12 protein-coding genes are annotated in these 18,919 nt (G+C 73.8%); 11 read left to right on the plus strand and 1 reads right to left on the minus strand.

Going from position 1 to position 18,919, the window contains the following annotated elements:
- Positions 1-291 precede the first annotated feature (291 nt).
- The 10 genes from AB0C66_RS30050 to AB0C66_RS30095 are packed head-to-tail and all read left to right on the plus strand — an operon-like array spanning position 292 to position 15,897.
- Positions 292-1,710 (plus strand): 3-phosphoshikimate 1-carboxyvinyltransferase, encoded by a 1,419-nt coding sequence (locus tag AB0C66_RS30050; protein WP_362445507.1) that lies wholly within the window; start codon positions 292-294, stop codon positions 1,708-1,710.
- Positions 1,707-2,990: an aspartate aminotransferase family protein gene (locus AB0C66_RS30055; protein ID WP_362445509.1), complete on the plus strand. Its 1,284-nt coding sequence runs from the start codon at positions 1,707-1,709 to the stop codon at positions 2,988-2,990. The genes AB0C66_RS30050 and AB0C66_RS30055 overlap by 4 nt, the downstream gene beginning before the upstream one ends.
- Complete coding sequence (locus AB0C66_RS30060; RefSeq protein WP_362445512.1) at positions 2,987-4,228, plus strand: Coenzyme F420 hydrogenase/dehydrogenase, beta subunit C-terminal domain; 1,242 nt, start codon at positions 2,987-2,989, stop codon at positions 4,226-4,228. Before AB0C66_RS30055 ends, AB0C66_RS30060 begins: the two co-directional genes overlap by 4 nt.
- Complete coding sequence (locus tag AB0C66_RS30065) at positions 4,225-5,298, plus strand: hypothetical protein (RefSeq protein ID WP_362445515.1); 1,074 nt, start codon at positions 4,225-4,227, stop codon at positions 5,296-5,298. Before AB0C66_RS30060 ends, AB0C66_RS30065 begins: the two co-directional genes overlap by 4 nt.
- A complete protein-coding gene (locus AB0C66_RS30070) occupies positions 5,295-7,268 on the plus strand; it encodes a non-ribosomal peptide synthetase (protein ID WP_362445518.1) in 1,974 nt (657 codons plus the stop codon). Before AB0C66_RS30065 ends, AB0C66_RS30070 begins: the two co-directional genes overlap by 4 nt.
- A complete protein-coding gene (locus AB0C66_RS30075; RefSeq protein ID WP_362445520.1) occupies positions 7,261-12,006 on the plus strand; it encodes an SDR family NAD(P)-dependent oxidoreductase in 4,746 nt (1,581 codons plus the stop codon). Before AB0C66_RS30070 ends, AB0C66_RS30075 begins: the two co-directional genes overlap by 8 nt.
- 3 nt (positions 12,007-12,009) lie before the next feature.
- Positions 12,010-13,041 carry a MupA/Atu3671 family FMN-dependent luciferase-like monooxygenase gene (locus tag AB0C66_RS30080; protein WP_362445522.1) on the plus strand — a complete coding sequence of 344 codons (1,032 nt, stop codon included), beginning with the start codon at positions 12,010-12,012 and terminating at the stop codon, positions 13,039-13,041.
- Positions 13,038-14,378, plus strand: a complete 1,341-nt coding sequence (locus tag AB0C66_RS30085; protein ID WP_362445525.1) for a condensation domain-containing protein — start codon at positions 13,038-13,040, stop codon at positions 14,376-14,378. The genes AB0C66_RS30080 and AB0C66_RS30085 overlap by 4 nt, the downstream gene beginning before the upstream one ends.
- The gene (locus AB0C66_RS30090) at positions 14,375-15,349 is read left to right on the plus strand and encodes an acyl carrier protein (RefSeq protein WP_362445528.1); all 975 of its coding nucleotides are present in this window, start codon (positions 14,375-14,377) and stop codon (positions 15,347-15,349) included. The genes AB0C66_RS30085 and AB0C66_RS30090 overlap by 4 nt, the downstream gene beginning before the upstream one ends.
- Before the next feature lie 26 nt (positions 15,350-15,375).
- Positions 15,376-15,897 (plus strand): flavin reductase family protein, encoded by a 522-nt coding sequence (locus tag AB0C66_RS30095; RefSeq protein ID WP_362445531.1) that lies wholly within the window; start codon positions 15,376-15,378, stop codon positions 15,895-15,897.
- Between the two features lie 538 nt (positions 15,898-16,435).
- Here the strand turns inward: AB0C66_RS30095 and AB0C66_RS30100 are convergent.
- Entirely contained in the window at positions 16,436-17,515 is a 1,080-nt protein-coding gene (locus tag AB0C66_RS30100; protein ID WP_362445534.1) for an NADH:flavin oxidoreductase/NADH oxidase, read from the minus strand.
- 229 nt (positions 17,516-17,744) lie between these two features.
- Between AB0C66_RS30100 and AB0C66_RS30105 the strand changes: the two genes are divergently transcribed.
- Positions 17,745-18,839 carry a sialidase family protein gene (locus AB0C66_RS30105; protein ID WP_362445537.1) on the plus strand — a complete coding sequence of 365 codons (1,095 nt, stop codon included), beginning with the start codon at positions 17,745-17,747 and terminating at the stop codon, positions 18,837-18,839.
- Positions 18,840-18,919 lie beyond the last annotated feature (80 nt).

Below are 18,919 nucleotides of genomic sequence, written 5' to 3' on the forward strand. Positions count from 1 at the left end.
GCCGAGTTACCGCGCCGAGACCGTTCACCACCCCCTGACCTCACCCTTTGCCATGCATATCGGTGACCGACCGGGCAACTGGGCACTTCCGGCCAATGATGTTGACGGGGGCAAGAACGTATGAGAGAAATTTTTTGCACGCCGGTCGTGCGTCCAGAGCCGGTTCAGCTTCCGGCGACACACCCCCCATTCCCGTAACCCGACCACCGGTTGTGGTGCCGCTGTGCGCGGGTAACTCCGGAAGCCTTCGAGAGCACATCCGTCTTTCACCCCGCGAGCTGGAGTTTTTTGGTGCCTGAGGTGCAGGATTTCGACCAGCCCACAACCTTATCGGCGGACCTCGTGGTGAACGGGGCGCGCACTTCCCACCACCCGGCCGCGCGCACCGTCGGCGTACCCGGCGACAAGTCGGTGAGCCACCGCGCCCTGCTGGCCGCGCTGCTCCCCGGGGCCCCGTCCCGGCTCACACTGCGCGGGGCCAACTCCGGTGGCGCCGTCCGCGCCCTGCTCCCCGCGCTGCGCGCCCTGGGCCTGCGGACCCACGCCGACGGCGACACCCTCACGGTGGTGCGCGGCGGTGCCCCGGTGCCGCAGCCGGTGCGCCCCCACCCCACCGTGACCGACTGGCCGGAGGGGGTGCCGTACCTGGAGACCGGGGGTTCGAGCGCCGCGGCCCGGCTGCTCATCGGGCTGCTCGCCGGGACCGGGGTGTCCGCCGTGGTGGACGGGGACCGGACCCTGCGCCACCGGCCGATGGACTGGCTGGTCACCCCACTGCTCCAACTCGGCGCCGACATACGCTGCTTAGGGGATCCGGGACGGCTTCCGGTGCTGGTCCGGGCGCCCGTCCACCGTCCCGGCACGGTGGAGCTGGCGGTGGGCAGCGCCCAGGCGCGCTCCGGTGTCCTGCTGGCCGCCGTGGCGGCGCGGCTCGCGGTCGAGCTCCGCCACCCGGTGCGCTCCCGGGACCACACCGAGCGGATGCTCACCTCGTTCGGCGCCCGGCTGACGGAACTCCCCGGCGCGGTGCGCTACGACGGCGGCGGGTACACCGTGCCACCGGTCGTGGACATCCCCGCCGATCCCTCCCTCGCCGCCTATCCGGTGGCCGCGCAGCTGCTCGGCCCTGGAGGGGGTGAGCTGCGGATACCCGATGTCTGTCTCAACCCCACCCGCCTCGGCTTCTTCGAGGTGCTGCGCCGGGCGGGCGCGGATCTCGGCTACCAGGACACCCGGCCCGGCTCCAGCGGCGAGACGGTCGGCACCCTCGTGGTCCGCGGCGGTCTCGAGAAGGTCACCGCCGTACGGGTCGACGACCCCGCCACCCTGCACGCGCTGATCGACGAGGTCCCGCTGCTGGCCGTGGTCGCGGCCCGGCTGCCCGGTACCTCCTGGATCGGCTGCGCCGGGGAGCTGCGCTTCAAGGAGACCGACCGGCTGACCACCACCGCACGGATGGCAGCCGCGTTCGGCGCGCGCGTGGAGGTGGCGGACGACGGACTGCGGGTGACCGGCGGCGCGCCGCTGACCGCCGGAGCGGTCCCCGGATTCGAGGACCACCGCATCGCCATGGCCGCCGCCACCCTGGCCACCAGCCTTCCCGGCCGCACCACCGTGCTGGGCGGTGGCTGCCACCGCACGTCCTTCCCCGACTTCGCCACGGTGCAACGCGCCGTCGGCGCGGACATCACCGAGGTCGCCACGGCATGAACAGCACACAGCGGACACCGGCGGAAGAGGCCCGGTCCACCGGCACCACCCTGGGCCCGGTCTTCCACTCCGGCCAGGGACCCTGGCTGACCGCCGAGGACGGCACCACCTGGTTCGACGCCACCTCGGGCAGCGGCGCGGCCACCCTCGGCCATCAGCACCCGGCGGTGGTCGCCGCCGCCACCGCCCAGCTCAACCGGCTGGTGCACACCGGCTGCAAGCTGGGCTCGGACGCCCGCACCCGGCTGGTCCGGCGGCTGGGCGGGCTCAGCCCGTACCGGACCCCGGCCGTACTGCCCACCGTGACCGGCGCCGAGGCGGTCGAGACCGCCCTGAAGGTCGCCCGCGCGGCCACCGGCCATCGCGCGGTGGTCGGCTTCACCCACGGCTACCACGGCAAGACCGCCGGGGCCCTCGGGCTCACCTGGCGCGCCGAGTTCAAGGAGTACAGCGCACTGCCCTCGGACACGGTGGTGACCGCCACCCTGCCCGATCCGCGTACCGACCGGCCCGAAGGACCCGAGGCGGTGGCCGCGCTGCGCCACAGTCTGGAGGAGGCGCTGGACGCCGCGGACCACCTCGGCGGGACCGCCGCCGTGGTCCTGGAGCCGATCCAGGTCACCGAGGGGCTGCTGATCGTGGAGCCGCCGCTGCTGGACGAGATCGCGCGCGCCGCCCACGCCCGCGGTGCCCTGCTGGTGCTGGACGAGATCTACACCGGACTCGGCCGGGCGGGACGGATGTTCACCGCCGAGCTGATGGCCGAGACCCCCGATCTGACCCTGGTGGGCAAGACACTGGGCAACGGCTTCCCCCTCGCCGCCGTGGTGGGTGAGCGCGCGGTGCTGGACGCGCTGCCGGCCGGGGTGCAGACCTCCACCTTCTCCGGCTCACCGCTCAGCTGCGCCGCGGCCGAGGCGGTGCTCGACGTCGTGGTCGGGGAGGAAGTGCCGACCCTGGCACGGGAGTTGGGTGACCGGCTGGCCACCGATCTGGCGAAGCTCGCGGTGCGCTTCCCCTGGATGTCCGCGGTGCGCACGGCCGGAGCGCTGGCGGCGTTCGACTGTGTCACGGAGGGCCGTCCGGATCCGGCGCTCGCCCAGGCCGTCAGAGCCGCGGCCTCGCGCGGACGGCTGTTGCTGTTCGGCGGCGGCCCCGAGGGCGCCACCATCAAGATCGTCCCCCCGGCGTTACTGGAGGAGCGGGACTACCGGTTCCTGGCCGAGGGGCTGACCGCGGCGGTCGCCGCGGCCGACTACGGGGAGGAGGCCCGGTCATGACCTTCGAGCAGCTGTCGAAGGACGTCCTGGAGTCCGGTCTGTGCACGGTGTGCGGGGCGTGCCAACTCGCCTGTCCACCCGGGGTGATCGGCTTCGACGATCTCGAGCCGGTGCTCACCGAACCGGCCTGGACCGCGTCCGACTGCGGCACCTGCGACGACTGCCTCACGGTGTGCCCCGGGGCCGATCCGGCCACCCCGTACGCCGAGGACCGGCTGTTCGGCCGCACCCGCACCCCCGAGGAGCGCTGGACCGGCATCTTCTCCGAGGTGCTGGCAGGACACGCGCTCTCCCCCGATCTGTACGAGGCGTCCGCGAGCGGCGGAAGCCTCAGCGCACTGCTCCAGACCGCGCTGGTGGCCATGGGTACCGATGTGGTGCTGGCGATGGGCCGTGACCCGGACCAGCCGTGGCGGGCCGCCCCCCGGCTGGTCCGCGACCCCGCCGAGCTGACCGAGACCGCCCAGTCCACCTACCAACTCGCCCCGTACTTGGGGCTGTTACGCACGGTCATGGAGAACGAGCCGGACGCCACGGTGGCGCTGACCGGAGTGGCATGCCATATCCAGGCGATGCGCAAGCTCCAGGCGATGGACACCGCGGCGGGCCGCTGGGCCCGGGACCATGTGGTGCTGATGATGGAGCCCGCCTGCTCCTCCAACACCCGCCCCGAAGGCACCGCCTCGGTGATCGAGCAACGTGCCGGGGTGTCCGTGGAGTCGGTGGTCCGGCTGCGCTACCGGGAGGGCGACTACCCCGGCGAGATCGCCATCCGCACCGACGACGGCGAGAACCACCAGGTGCCGTTCTGGCAGGCGGTGCGCGACTTCGCGAGCAACAAGACCCACCGCTGTCTGGCCTGTGGCGACTGGATGTCGGGGCTGGCCGATGTGAGTGTCAGCGACGGCGACCCCAATATCTTCGCGGCCAGCGTCAGCGGGGTGGAACAGCCCAAGCACGGGCGGGTGTTCGTCCGCACCAGGAGCGGCGCGGAGGCGGTGGCCGCGGCCGACTCCCACGGCCTGCTCTCGTTCCGCGCGGTGGAGCTGCGCGGACTCAACCTCGGGCTGGAGCGCAAGCGCAACCGGCGGGCGTCGTACGAGCGCTCCGGCGCGCCCATACCCGCCGGGCCCATTCCGCACCACCGGGAGGAGCTGGACATCATCCCCGACGAGCAGTGGATCGCCGCCCCCGAGGAGCCCGCGCCGGGCACCGCGGAGCGGGGGGAGGGCCGATGACGTCCACGACCGGGACACCGGCCCTGACCTCGCGGCGGCTGGTGGCCGGGGAGCGGGCGCTGCCGGACACCGTCACGGTGCGCACCGGTCCGCCCGCCCGTGGCGAGTTGCGTGTCCGGGCGGCGTACAGCCTGGTCAGCCCGGGTACCGAACTGCACTATCTGGACCGCTGGGCGGGCACCGGGGAGGGGCTGCCGCTCGGCTACTGCTCGGCCGGTGTGGTGGACGCCGTCGGGCCCGGGGTGGCGGGGTTCTCCGTCGGCGACCGGGTGACCGCGATGGGCTGGGGCGAGGCGGTCCACGGCGATGTGGTCACGGTGGCCTACCGGCTGTGCCGCCGGGTCCCGGACGGCATGGACCTCGCCGACGCGGTGGTGGCCAATCTGGCCGCCACCGCCGTGCACGCCATGGACCGGGCGGGGTTGCGCCCCGGCGACGAGACCGCGGTGGTCGGCGCGGGGATGGTGGGGCTGCTGGTGGCCCAGATCGCCGCCGCGCGGGGCCATCGCGCCACCGTGCTGGACCTGCGTCCCGAACGGGTCCGCGCGGCCGCCGGGTTGGGGCTGACCGCCCACTCCGGCCGTGATTTCTTCGACGGCGAGGAGAAGGCGGCGGAGCTGCCCGAGGGCGGCCGCTGTGTCTTCCTGTGCGGCACCGGGGAGGCCGGGGAGACCCTGGCCGCCGCGGCCCGCTGGGCGGGCCGGGCACCGGGCCGCCCCCGGCTGGTGGGGGTGGGCCGGTTCTCGGCGCGGGTCGACTTCAGCGTCGAGCTGGGCAATCTGGACATCCGCTACGCCGCCCGCTGCGGCGCCGGCTACCGCGATCCCTCCTACGCCCGCGGGCTGACCGACGTCAGCGCGCCCGAGGGCGAGGGCACCGTCACCGAGAACCTCCAGCGCGCCCTGGACCTGATCGAGCAGGGCGCCATCCGGCCGGCCCGGATGGGGCTGCCGCGGGTGCCGCTGGAGCGAGCCGCGGAGGTCTACGCCGAACTGCACGGGCGCCCCGCCCACCCTGCCGTGATCTTCACCTACGGAAACCACGGCGTGGCCGGGAGGAGGGAGCCATGACGAGCGTTACGGCAGAACACCATCCGGACACCGGCCATCGCCCCTTCCCCACGGCCGAGTCGGCGGGCACCCTGGTCCACCGTTTCCTGGAGATCGTCCATGCGCACCCCGGCGCCGAGGCCGTGGTCACCCCGGAGGTCCGCTGGACCTACCGGCAGCTGGCGGAACGATCCGCCCGGGTGTGCGGAGCGCTGCGCGCGGCCGGGCTGCGCCCCGGGGACCGGATCGGGCTGCTGTTCTCGCACGGCGGGGAGATGATCGCCGCACTGCTGGGCGCCCTGCGCGCCGGGGTGTCGTACGTCCCGCTGGACGGTGCGTACCCGGAGGAGCGGCTGGGCTTCATGGCCTCCGACGCGGGCGTACGCGCGCTGGTCACCGGAGCCGCGCACACCGCGCTCGCGGAACGGCTGGCGGACGGGGCGTTCCCGGTGCTGGCCTACGACGACGTGGTACGCGGTGACGCGGCGGCCGGGGCCGGTAACGGCGCGCTACCGGACGCGGAGGCGTACGTCCTCTACACCTCCGGCTCCACCGGGCGTCCCAAGCCGGTGGCGCAGATACACCGCAATGTGCTGCACCACACCCGGGCCTGGGCCGATGGACTGGCCATCGGCCCCCGGGACCGGCTGACCCTCCAGTCCGCGTACAGCTGGGACTCGGCCGTCCAGGACACCTTCTCCGCGCTGCTGACCGGCGCGGCCCTGTATCCGGTGGACCTCAAGGCGCTCGGGGTGACCGGGCTGCTGGAGTGGATGGCGGCCGAGGAGCTGACCGTCTACCACTCCACCCTGCCGGTGTTCCGGGCGCTGGTCCGGGCGATGGCGGGCCGTGGTGTCCGGCTGCCCGCGATGCGGATGCTGGCACTGGGCGGGGACACCCTCCACCTGGCCGATCTGGACGCCGCCCGCGGCCACTTCGAGCCCGGGTGCCGGGTGGCCGGGGCGTACGGCTCCACCGAGTGCTCCTGTGCGCTGCTGCGGGTGGCGGGTCCCGGATACCGGCCGCCGACCGGGGTGTTCCCGCTGGGCGATCCGGTGCCGGAGACCGGGGTACGGCTGGAGGACGCCGGGGGCCGTACCGTCGAGGGGCCGGGCGAGGGCGAGATCGTGGTGGTCAGCCGGTATCTCGCACCGGGCTCCGCACCGGACGGACGGACGTACCGCACCGGCGACCTGGCCCGGCGGCTGGACGACGGCACACTGCTGCTCATCGGGCGCCGTGACTTCCAGGTCAAGATCTCCGGTATCCGGGTGGAGACCGGAGAGGTGGAGAGCGCGCTCAAGCAACTGCCGCAGGTGCGCGAGGCGGTGGTGATGCCGTTCACCGACGGACTGGGCGAGCGCCAGCTCGCGGCGTATCTGGTGGCGGCCGACGGGGCGCGTACCGAGCCCGTCGCGCTGCGCACCGCGCTCCGGCGGACCCTGCCCGACCATGCGGTGCCCACTGCCTACGTCGTACTGGACGCACTGCCCCTGACCGCCAATCACAAGATCGACCGGGCGGCGCTGCCCTCTCCGCTCACCGCCACCGCGCCGGACACCGGCGCCGGGGAGCCGCCGCCCGTCGGCAGCCCCGCGGAACGGGCCGTGCTCGCCGTGTGGCGGGACGTCCTGGGAGTGGCGCGGCCCGGCCTCGACGACAACTTCTTCGATCTGGGCGGCACCTCACTGCGGATGGCCGCCGTGCATGAGCGGCTGACCCGCGAGGTGGCGCCCGCGCTGCGGATGACCGACCTCTACCGGGCGCCGACCGTACGGGCGCTGGCCCGGCTGATCGACCGGGCCGCGGCTCCGGGGACGGCCGCCACACCGGGCGGCGCCACCGCGCCGGGCCGGGACCGCGGTGAGCGCCGCCGCGGCGCGCGTGCCTCCTCCCGACGGTCCGACGCCCGTGCCCGGATCGCCGCGACCTCCCCCCGCCCGCCCTTCGGTGAGACCCGCGACCCCGCCCCAGGAGGCGTAGATGACTGAGCAGTTGGCGGATTCCCCCGTGTCCGGGCGGATCGCCGTCGTCGGCATGGACTGCCGGTTCCCCGGCGCCCGCGACCACACCGAGTACTGGCGCAACCTCCTCGCGGGCACCGACCACCTCACCGATCTGGACGAGGAACGGCTGCGTGGAGCCGGGGTGCCGGAGGAGACGTTCGGCGGCGACCGCTATGTGCGCCGGGCCGCGGTCGTCGAGGACGCGGACGCCTTCGACGCGTCGTTCTTCTTCCTCAGTTCCCGCGAGGCCGAGCGGATGGATCCGCAACTGCGGCTGTTCCTCCAGACCTCCTGGGCGGCGCTGGAGCACAGCGGCCATGACTCGGAGGTCTACCCGGGCCGGATCGGTATCTTCGCCGGTTCGCTGACCAGCACCTATCTGCTGAACAACGTCCTGACCGGGGAGCGCGGGTTCAACGGTTCACTGCCCCGGCTCCAGCAGGACATGGCCACGCTGATGGGCAACGACCCCAACTACCTCACCACCCGCGCCTCGTACCATCTGAAGGTCACCGGCCCCAGCTTCGCGGTGCAGACCGCCTGTTCCACCTCACTGGTGGCGGTGCATGTGGCGGCGCAGAGCCTGCTGGCCGAGGAGTGTGACGTGGCGCTGGCCGGCGGGGTGGCGCTGCGCTTCCCGCAGGAGGCGGGGTACGTCCACGAGACCGATGGCATCGCCTCGGCCGCGGGCACCGTCCGGCCGTTCGACGCGGGTGCGGACGGCACCGTGTTCGGCAACGGCGTCGGGGTGGTGGTGCTCAAGCGGCTGGAGGACGCGCTCGCCGACGGCGACACCGTCTGGGCGGTGCTGCGCGGTTCGGCGGTGGGCAACGACGGCAACGACCGCGCCGGGTTCACCGCGCCCGGGATCTCCGGCCAGGCCGCGGTGCTCGGCGAGGCGCTCGGGGTGGCCGGGGTGGACCCGGCCTCGGTCAGCTATCTGGAGGCCCATGGCACCGGGACCCGGATCGGCGACCCGATCGAACTCGCCGCCGCCGCACAGGTCTACCAGGTGGCCGGCGCTCCCCCGCTCACCCTGGGCTCGGTCAAGGCCAACATCGGGCATCTGAGCACGGCCGCCGGTGTCGCCGGACTGATCAAGTGTGTGCTGATGCTGCGTCATCGCACATTGGTGCCGACCCCGCACTTCACCGAGTGGAACCCGGAGTGCCAGGTCGAGGGGACCCGCTTCCGGATGGGCACCGCGGTGGAGCCATGGCGGAGCGATGACGGCCCGCTGCGCTGCGCCGTCACCTCCACCGGGATGGGCGGCACCACCGCGCATGTGGTCCTGGAGGAGGCACCGGAGGCCGCCGCCTCGACGGACGGCGCCGCGCCCGCACCGCCGGTGGTGCTCATCCCGGTGTCCGCCAAGTCGCCCGCGGCGCTGGAGGCGGCGCGGCTGGCGCTCGCCGACGCCCTGGAGGAGGCCGCGCCGGAGGACACCACATCGGAGGACGCCGCCGCCGACGGCGCGGGCACCGGCGCGCTCGGCGACATCCACCTGGACGACGTGGCCTACACCCAGGCCACCACCCGCCACACCTTCGACTACCGGGCCGTGGTCACCGCACCGGACCGGACGAGCGCCGTCCAGGCGCTGCGCACCGCCGATCCGCGGTATGTCTTCCAGGACTCCGGCCACCCCGCCGACCGCCCGGTCACCTTCCTCTTCCCGGGCCAGGGCGCCCAGTACCCCGCCATGGGCCAGGAGTGGTACGCACATCTGCCGGTCTTCCGGGACACGGTGGACGAGTGCGCCGCACTGCTCGCCCCCCATCTCGGTCTCGACCTGCGGGACGCGCTCTACCCCGCGCTCCGCGGCCATCAGGGCGAGCGCCATGACCTGGGCCGTACCCGGCTCACCCAACCCGCCCTGTTCACCGTGGAGTTCGCGCTCGCCCGGCAGTGGATGGCCTGGGGCGTCCGCCCGGCCGCGCTCATCGGCCACAGCGTCGGCGAGTACGTGGCGGCCACCCTGGCCGGGGTGTTCCGGCTGCCCGACGCGCTGGCCGTGATCGCCGAGCGCGGACGGCTGGTGGACGAGCTGCCCGCCGGAGTGATGCGGGCCGTGATGACCACCCCGGAGGAGCTCGCGCCGTACCTGGGCGACGGGGTGGACCTGGCCGCGGTGAACGAGCCCGCGGTGTGCACCGTGGCGGGACCGCCCGAGGCCGTCCGGGAGCTGACGGCCCGGCTGACCGCCGATGGCGTACCGCACCGCAAGGTGTCCACCTCGCACGCCTTCCACTCCGCGATGATGGACCCGGCCGTGGAGCCGCTGACCGAGGTGGTGCGCGGGGTCGAACTGGGCCGTCCGCGGATCCCGTTCCTGTCCAACCGCACCGGCACCTGGATCCGCGACGAGGAGGCCACCGACCCGGCGTACTGGGGCGCGCATCTGCGGGAGACCGTACGGTTCGCCGACGACGTGGCCACCGCGCTGGCCCAGGGCGACCAGGTCTTCGTCGAGGTGGGCCCCGGCCACACCCTGGCCACCTTCACCCGGCGCCACCAGGACCGGCAGACCGGTATTCCGGTGGTCACCTCCACCGCGCGCACCAAGGACCCGGCCGCCGATCTCACCGCGCTGACCGCCGCGCTCGGACGGCTGTGGGCGATGGGGCTCACCCCCGACTGGGCGGGCTACTACGCGGGGCGCGGACGCCGCAAGGCACCGCTGCCCACCTACCCCTTCGAGGCCACCCGCTACTGGGTCGAGCCCGGTGCGGGGACGCCGACCGGGGCGGGGGGTCGTACCGGCTCCGGCGCGGTACGCAAACTGCCGCTGGAAGAATGGTTCTCGGTACCGGCCTGGCGGCCCGCGGTGGGCACGCTCGACACCGAGGTGACCCCGATCGCCGAACCGGTGCTGCTGTTCGCCGACGCCCGGGGCACCGCCGCGCGGATCGCCGGACACGCCCTCGCCGATGAGGTGCTGACCGTGGTCGCGGGCGAGGCGTACGGGCGGGACGGGGACACCTTCACCCTGCGCCCGGACTCCGAGGAGGACCACAGCCGGCTGATCGGCGAACTGCTCACCGAGAACCGGCTGCCGGGCCGGGTGGTGCACGCCTGGTGCACCGATCCACTGCCGCCCGGACGTGGCGTCGAGCGTTTCGAGATGGCCCAGCGCCGGGGTGTCTACAGCCTGATCGCCCTGGTCAAGGCGTTGAGCAAACACGATGTGACCCGCCCGCTCCAGCTGGATCTGATCAGCGCCGGGGCGTATGCCATCAGCCCCTCCGAGCCCGAACCGGCCGCCGAGCTGGTGACGTTGGCGGTGGCCGCGCGCGTCATCGGCCAGGAACACGGCAACATCGGCGCCCGCCATATCGATCTGCCCGCGGCCGTGGACGAGCGCTCGCTGCGCACCCTGGCGGCCGAACTCACCTCCGCCCGGCCGCCGGAGCTGGCCGTCACCCTGCGCGGTGGCGGCCGCTGGGTCGCCGATATGGAGCCGGTGCGCGCCGACTGGTCCGCCACGGCACGCTCCCGGCTGCGGGAGGACGGCGTCTACCTCATCACCGGTGGCCTCGGTGAGATCGGCTCGCTGATCGCCCGCTGGCTGCACGGTGAGACCCGGGCCCGGCTGGCGCTGCTGACCCGGGACGCGCTCCCCGCGCGGGAGGAGTGGGACGCCTGGCTGGAGAGCCACGAGGGCGACGACGAGACCTCGCTGCGCATCACCCGGCTGCGGGAGCTGGAGGCGGCGGGCGCCGAAACCCTCCTGGTGCACACCGATGTGGCCGATGTGACGGGGTTGCGGGCCGCGGTGGAGCGGGTCGAGGAGCACTACGGCGCGCTGCACGGTGTGGTGCATGCCGCGGGGCTGCCCAGCGAGCAGTGGGACCGCGCCCTGACCGGCGCCGATGTGGAGCAGTGCCAGTGGCATTTCGTGCCCAAGGCACACGGTCAGATCGCGCTGGAGGAGGTGCTCGCCGACCGCCCGGTGGACTTCTGTCTGATGCTGTCCTCGCTGGCCGGTGTGCTGGGGGGCTTGCGGCTGCTGGCGTACGGCGCGGCCAACCACTTCATGGACGCCGCCGCCGAGCGGGCCAACCGTGGCCTGGAGCGCACCGTGTGGATCAGCGCGGCCTGGGACGTATGGCAGCACCACCAGGACGAGAAGCGGGCCATCTCGGCGATCGGCCGCAGCATGGACGACAAGGCGATCCAGCCCGAGGAGGGGCTCGAGGCCATCCGCAGACTGCTGTCGCTGCGTGATGTCTCCCATGTGGCGGTCTCCACCTGGGACATCGGCTACCGGCTGGACCAGTGGGTGCGCGACGAGCGGATCGTCCGGCCCAGCGCGGGGGCCGCGGCGCTCGGCGAGGAGACGGCGGACCCGGAGTCCGGCGGGCTCACCGAGCAGGTGGCCCGGCTGGTGCGGGACGCGCTGGGAGCCGAGGACATGCCCGTGGACGGGGACATCTTCGAGTTCGGCGGGGACTCGCTGCTGATCGTCCGGCTGCTGTCGGACATCCGGGAGTTCTTCACCGTCGAGGTGCCCCTGGCCGATGTGCTCGCCGAACCGACCCCGGCCGCGCTGGCGGCACTTGTCCGACTGCGGCTGGACGCCCGTGCGGAGGGCGAATCCGGCGGGGACGGCGAGGCCGCCGAACTCCAGGCGCTGGCGGACGAACTGGCCGCGCTCGACCCCGACGTCACCGAACGGCTGCTGTCCGAGGCGGCCCTCGAAGAACAGCCCAAGGAGAGCTGACCCGTGGACTTCAGCCTGATCTTCTTCTCCGGCGATGAGAAGAACAAATACCGCTTCGTCTTCGACGCCGCCCGGTTCGCCGACGAGAACGGCTTCACCGCCATCTGGACGCCGGAGCGCCACTTCCACCGCTTCGGCGGTCTGTACCCCAACCCCTCGGTGCTCGGCGCCGCGCTGGCCAACGCCACCCAGCGGCTCCAGATCCGCGCGGGCAGCGTCATCCTGCCGCTGCACAGCCCGATCCGGGTGGCCGAGGAGTGGGCGGTGGTGGACAACCTCTCTCAGGGCCGTGCCGGGATCGCGCTGGCCACCGGTTTCAGCCCGGTGGACTTCGCCATCAACCCCACCGGCTGGGAGGACCGCCGTCAGCGCACCTTCGACGCGGTGACCCGGATCCGCGAACTGTGGGAGGGCGCACCGGTGTTCGTCCAGGACGGCCTCGGCAACCACGTCGAGGTGGAGCTGCATCCGCAGCCCGTCCAGCCCGAGTTGCCGATGTGGCTCACCTGCACCAAGAGCCCGGAGACCTTCGAGATGGCCGGGCGGCTGGGCTGCAACGTCCTCACCGCGCTGATCGATATGACCAACGAGGAGCTCGAGGAGAAGCTCGAGATCTACTTCAAGGCGCTGGACGCGTACGGACACGACCGCGAGGACGTCACCGTCACGCTGATGCTGCACACCTTCATCGGCACCGACCTGGACGAGGTGCGGGAGACGGTGCGGCCGCCGTTCACCGAGTATCTGCGGTCCTTCCTCACCGTCATCGACTCACAGAAGAAGAACCTCGCCCCGGGCGCGGGCGTACGGGACATGTCCGAGGGCGACACCGACCAGCTCATCTCCTTCGCCTTCGACAAGTACTTCGAGAAGGGCGCGCTGCTGGGCACCCCGGACTCGTGCGTGGCCGTGGTCGACCGGTTCAAGGGCATGGGGGTCACCGAGATCGCCTGTCTCATCGACTTCGGCGTCGACGAGGAGCTGGTGGTGGACAGCCTGGGCCAGCTGGACGAACTGAGGAGGCGTTACGCATGACGGGCTCGTCCGTACCGGCGGAGCTGGCCGCACGGCTGGCCGCCCTCACCCCGGAGCAGCGCGCCCGGCTGCGGGACCGGGTGCGCCAGGAGCGGCGCCCCCGGGTCCTGACGCCCGGCCAGCGCAGGCTGTGGGAGACCCACCGGGCCACCGGCGGACGTCCGGTGGACGTGGTGTGCCAGGCCGTCCGGCTGACCGGGGCGCGGGTCGGCCTGGACGCGCTGGCGGAGCGGATCGGGGGGTTCGTACGGCGCCACGAGGCGCTGCGCACCACCTTCGAGGAGACGGACGGCGGTGTCCGGCCGGTGGTGCACGAGGAGTTGCCGCCCCGGCTGCTGCACACCTCGTGCCCGGACGCGGAGGCGGCGTACGCGCTCGCCCGCAAGCTGGCGCATGAGCCGTTCGACCTGGCCGCCGGTCCGCTGCTGCGGGTGGCGCTGGCCGAGGGGGCGTCCGGCGACGAGGCATGGCTGCTGGTGGTCGTCCACAATCTGGTCTTCGACGCCTGGTCGTTCGAAATGCTGCTGGATGAACTCGGCCGGGCGCCGGGGGACCCGGAGCCGGAGGCGGTGCCGTTCAGCCGCTTCGCGGAGGAGCAGACCGCGTGGGTGGCGAGCGAGGCCGGGCGCGCGGCGGCGGCGTACTGGGCGGCCGAAGTCAGCGATCCGCCCGCGCCGTTGCCCACCGACCGGCCGCGGGACGGGGCGACCGGGCGCGACGGCGGGCGGGTGGCGTTCGCCCTGTCCGCCGCGGTGGCCAAGGGGATCGCGGCGGCGGCCCAGCGGGAGGCCGCCACCGCCTACGCGGGCTGGCTGGCCGTGGCGTGGGCCGCGTTCGAGGAGTTCGGCGGCTCGTCCGATGTGCTGCTCGGCACCTTCACGGCGGGCCGGGACCGGCCGGGCGCCGAGGCGGCCGTGGGCTATCTGCTCAATGTGCTGCCGGTGCGGCTGCGCGACCTCGGCGACGGCGGCCCCGCCGCGCGGATCCGGGCCGCCCGTGCGGTCTCCCGGGCCGGGCTGCGGCACGCCGCGTATCCCGGTGAGCTGATCGACGCCCCGCGCCGGGTGCCGGGCACCCATCCGCTGCTGGACGCGGTGTTCGTCTTCGACAACCTGGGCGAGAGCGCCCGTACGGTCCGGGGCGCCGAGGTGTCCACGGCCGACCTGGACAAGGGCGTGGCCCGCTACGACCTGACGCTCGCGGTCTACCCGGGCCCGGACGGGGTGTCCGGCTGGCTGGAGTACGACACCGCGCTGTACGACGAGGCCACCGCCCGAGGGCTGGCCGAGCGGTTCACCGCCGCGGCCGAGCGGATGTCCCGGGAGGCCCCGCGATGATCACTCCCCGGCTCTGCGGTGCCGCCTATGAACTGGGCGAGTACGCCGATCCCGTGGGCGAACTGGCGGAGCTCCGGGCGGCGCCACGGCTCGCGGCCGAACTGACCTCGCCCGCCGCCGGGTTCGTCCGCTACCGGTGGTCCGAGGCGCCGGTGACCGAGCTGATGACCGCGGCCGTGCAGCGCACCCTGGCGGCGGCCGGGGTGCCGGGCGCCGGGATCGACATGGTGCTGCTGGCCACCGACTCGCTGCCGGCGGGGCGCGCCGCCCACCGGGACGTCGCCGAACTCCTCCAGGAGACCGGGATGTCCCGGGCCACGGTGTCCACACTCGGCCTGATGGACTGCGCCACCGCGATGGCCGCGGTGGGCACGGCGGCCTCACTGGTCCGGGACGGCACCGCCCGGCAGGTCTTGGTGGTCAGCGGCGACCTGGCCGATCTGTCCACCGGCGGGCAGCGGGTGGTGGCGGGCGGCGCGGCGATCGCCAGCGACGGGGCGGCCTCCGTCCTGGTGTCCGCGGACGCGCCGGGCCTTCCGGTGCTGGCCATGGCGCACCACGCCGATCCGGAGCAGGAGTGGGGCGGCGGTCCGCCACCGCAGCAGCTGGCGTCCCGGATCCGGGCCTACCGCGAGCTGTTCGAGCGGCTGGCGGCACACCATCCGGTGCCCCCGGCCACGTCCCTGGTACTGCCCAGCCACTTCGCCCGCCATGTGATGCGGATGTACCTCGCGGACGTGGGGTTCCCGGCGGACCGGATCGCGCTGGACGGCGTGGCACGGCTGGCCCACTGCCAGGGCAGCGACCCGCTGATCACCCTCGCCGATCTGCTGGCCGAGCCCAAGCCCGCCGACGCGGGGCGGGCGGCGGATCCGGAGCGGCTGGTGCTGCTGGGCGCCGGGATCTCCCATCTGGCGGCGGTGCTCCTGGACGCCCGTCCGGTGCCCCGGCTCGAGGGGGGATCCCCCTGACCGGCCACGCCACGGACGCACGGCAGGTGACCCCCGCGGAGCTGCGGACCGTGGCCCGGCGACTGCCGACGGGGGTCACCGTGGTCACCAGCGGACGGGGCGGCGAGACCCATGGGATGACGGTGAACTCCTTCACCACGCTCTCGCTGACACCGCCCCTGGTGTCCTTCTCGGTCCGGCACACCGCGCGGATCAGAGGGCTCATCGAGAGCACCGGTGGTTTCACGGTCAATGTGCTGGCCGCCGAACAGGCCGGTCTGGCGGGCTGGTTCGCCGACCGCGACCGGCCCACGGGGGCGGACAGCTTCCGCGCCGTCGAGACGGCCGGGGCCCCGGCGGCGGGCGGAGTGCGGATCGCGGGCGCGGTCGGGCACTTCGTCTGCCGTACGGTCCGGCTGGTCGAGGCGGGCGACCACACGATCGTCATCGGCGCGGTGGCGGAGTGCGAGGCCCCGTCCACGGCGGACCCCCTGCTCTTCGTGGACGGCCGGTTCCACCCCCTCCCCGGCCCCCCACCCACCGGCCCGCCCCCGGCCGCACCGGACTGAGCCAACCGCGCCCGGGGCGCCCCCCGAAAGCGACGGGGCCCGCAACGGTGCCCTCCCTGGGGCCGGAAGCGGGGGCTGAGCCCACCGCGCGGCCGGGGCGCGGGCCCGAAAGCGACACGGGACCAACCACCGGTGCCGTGGGACAAACGACAGCGCCCTCCCCGAGCAGGCACCGGACGGGCCGCCCCCGGCCCCGGCCGCGACGGGCCGAACACGGCCGGGGCGCGCCCCGAAAACAGCACGCGACCCACACCGGCGCCCTCCCCGGGCGACCACCGGACGGGATGCCTCCGGGGGCGAGTACGGGCGGGGCGCGCCCCGAGAGCGGGGCGGGGGCGTGTCCCGGCCGCGCGGCGGGGACGCGCAGCGGCGCCGTGGGACAAACGACGGCGCCCTTCCCGGGCACCCGCCCGACGGGCCGCCCCGGGGCCGAGTACGGGCGGGACGTGCCCCGAAAGCTTCGCGGGGGCCCGCAGCGGTGCCCTCCCGGGGAACCGCACGACCCCGCCGGTACCTCGCGGCGCCAGCCGCGCCGCGCTCAGCGGATCGCGTAGCCGTACGGCTCGGGCGCGTGCACCCGGCCGCCGAGCTCCCGGGCGGCGCGGCGGGCGAAGGACGGGTCGCGCAGCAGCTCACGGCCGAGCAGCACCGCGTCCGCCTCACCATTGGCGACGATCTTCTCGGCCTGTCCGGGCTCGGTGATCAGACCGACGGCGGCGACCGGCAGCCCGGTCTCCCGGCGCACCCGGGCGGCGAACGGCACCTGGTAGCCGGGCTCGACGGGGATGCTCACCCCGGCCGCGTTACCGCCGGTGGAGACGTCGAGCAGATCCACGCCGTGCTCCTTGAGCAGCGCGGCGAACGCCACGGTGTCGTCCGGGGTCCAGCCGTCCCGCTCCAGCCAGTCGGTGGCCGAGACGCGGAAGAAGAGCGGAAGCTCCTCCGGCCAGACCGCGCGTACCGCGTCGACGACCTCGAGGGCGAAGCGGACGCGGTTCTCCAGGGAGCCGCCGTAGCGGTCGGTGCGGCGGTTGCTGTGCGGGGAGAGGAACTCACCGATCAGATACCCGTGGGCACCGTGGATCTCGGCGACCTCGAACCCGGCGGCGAGGGCGCGCCGGGCGGCGGCCGCGAACTGCTCGACGACTTCGGCCATCCCCTCCTCGGTGAGCTCCTCGGGCACCGGGTGGCGCTCGTCGTAGGCGATCGGGCTCGGGCCGAGCGGCTGCCAGCCGCCCTCCTCCGGGCCGAGCGACGCCCCGCCCCGCCAGGGGGCGTCGGTGGCCGCCTTGCGTCCGGCGTGGGCGAGCTGGATGCCGGGGACCGTGCCGTGCCGCTTGAGGAAACCGGCGATCCGGCGGAACGCCTCGACCTGCCGGTCGTTCCAGATGCCGAGGTCCCCGGGGCTGATCCGGCCCTCGGGCGAGACGGCGGTGGCCTCGACCAGGATCAGACCGGTGCCGCCGGTGGCGCGGGCGCCGTAGTGCGCGAAGTGCCAGTCGTTCGGAATCCCGGCCCCCTCGCCGCTCTCCGCGCTGTACTGGCACATCGGCGCCATCCAGACGCGGTTGGGAATGGTCAGCGACCGTAGGGTGACGGGCTCGAAAAGGGCACTCATGAACGTCTCCAATCGACCTCGCGCGGCCGGACCGGACCGCGTTAGTACGATACGCATCGTATTACGAAGGCTGTCAAATTACGATGCCTCTCGTACAACGATCCGTCGGACCCGACAGGGCGCCGATGTCAGGGGCGGGGTGCAGACTCTGTGATGACGGACACACCCATCCCCATCCGCCCTCCACACCAACTCCGCACCAGCTCCGCACCGCAAGGAGTGAGCCGTCATGGACGACGTCCTGCTCGCCATCGGCACCCGCAAGGGCCTGTTCCTCGCCCGCCGGACCGGATCCTCCGGCGTCGACTGGGAGTTCACCGGCCCGCACTTCCCGATGCAGGCGGTGTACTCCGTCGGTATCGACACCGCCCGCGGCCGCCCCCGCCTGCTCGCGGGCGCCGACAGCTCCCACTGGGGCCCCTCGGTCTTCCGCTCCGACGACCTGGGGCGGAGCTGGCACGAGCCCGCACGGCCCGCGGTCCGGTTCCCCGAGGGCACCGACACCTCGCTGGAGCGGGTGTGGCAGCTGCACCCGGCGGGCCCCGCGGCGCCGGAGGTGGTGTGGGCGGGCACCGAGCCGGGCGCGCTGTTCCGCTCCGAGGACGGCGGGGAGAGCTTCGGCTTCGTCCGGGCGCTGTGGGACCACCCGCAGCGGCCGCAGTGGGGCGCGGGGTACGGCGGCCAGGCGGTGCACACCGTGGTCACCGACCCGCGGGACGCGGACCGGGTCGTGGTCGCGGTCTCCTCGGGCGGGGTGTACCGCACCACGGACGGCGGTGCGAGCTGGGCACCGTCCAACAACGGGCTCAAGGCCGACTTCCTGCCCGACCCGTACCCGGACTTCGGCCAGTGTGTGCACAAGATCGCCCGGGACGCGGTCGATCCGGACCGGCTCTACCTCCAGAACCACGGCGGCGTCTACCGCTCCGACGACGGCGGCGCGCACTGGACGGAGATCGGCAAGGGGCTCCCGGCCGACTTCGGCTTCGCGATCGCCGCCCATCCGCGGCGCGGCGGGGTCGCCTATGTCTTCCCGGTGATCGACGGCGGGGACCGCTATCCGCCGGACTACCGCTGCCGGGTCTACCGCACCGACGACGCGGGCGCGTCATGGACCGAGCGGTCCGCCGGGCTGCCCGGTGAGCACCACTACGGCGTAGTGCTGCGGGACGCGCTGCGCACCGATGACGCCGACCCGGCCGGGGTCTACTTCGGCAATCGCAACGGCGAGGTGTACGCCAGCCCCGACGAGGGCGAGAACTGGCGGCAGATCGCCCGGCATCTGCCGGACGTGCTGTGCGTACGGGCGGCCGTGGTCGGCTGAGCAATCGGCCGAGCGGTCGCCGAGCGGTCGCCGAGCGCCCTCGCCCGGAGGTGATCCACTGAGTGGCACACGGCTACCGC

Source organism: Streptomyces sp. NPDC048636 (assembly GCF_040650655.1).
GTDB lineage: Bacteria > Actinomycetota > Actinomycetes > Streptomycetales > Streptomycetaceae > Streptomyces.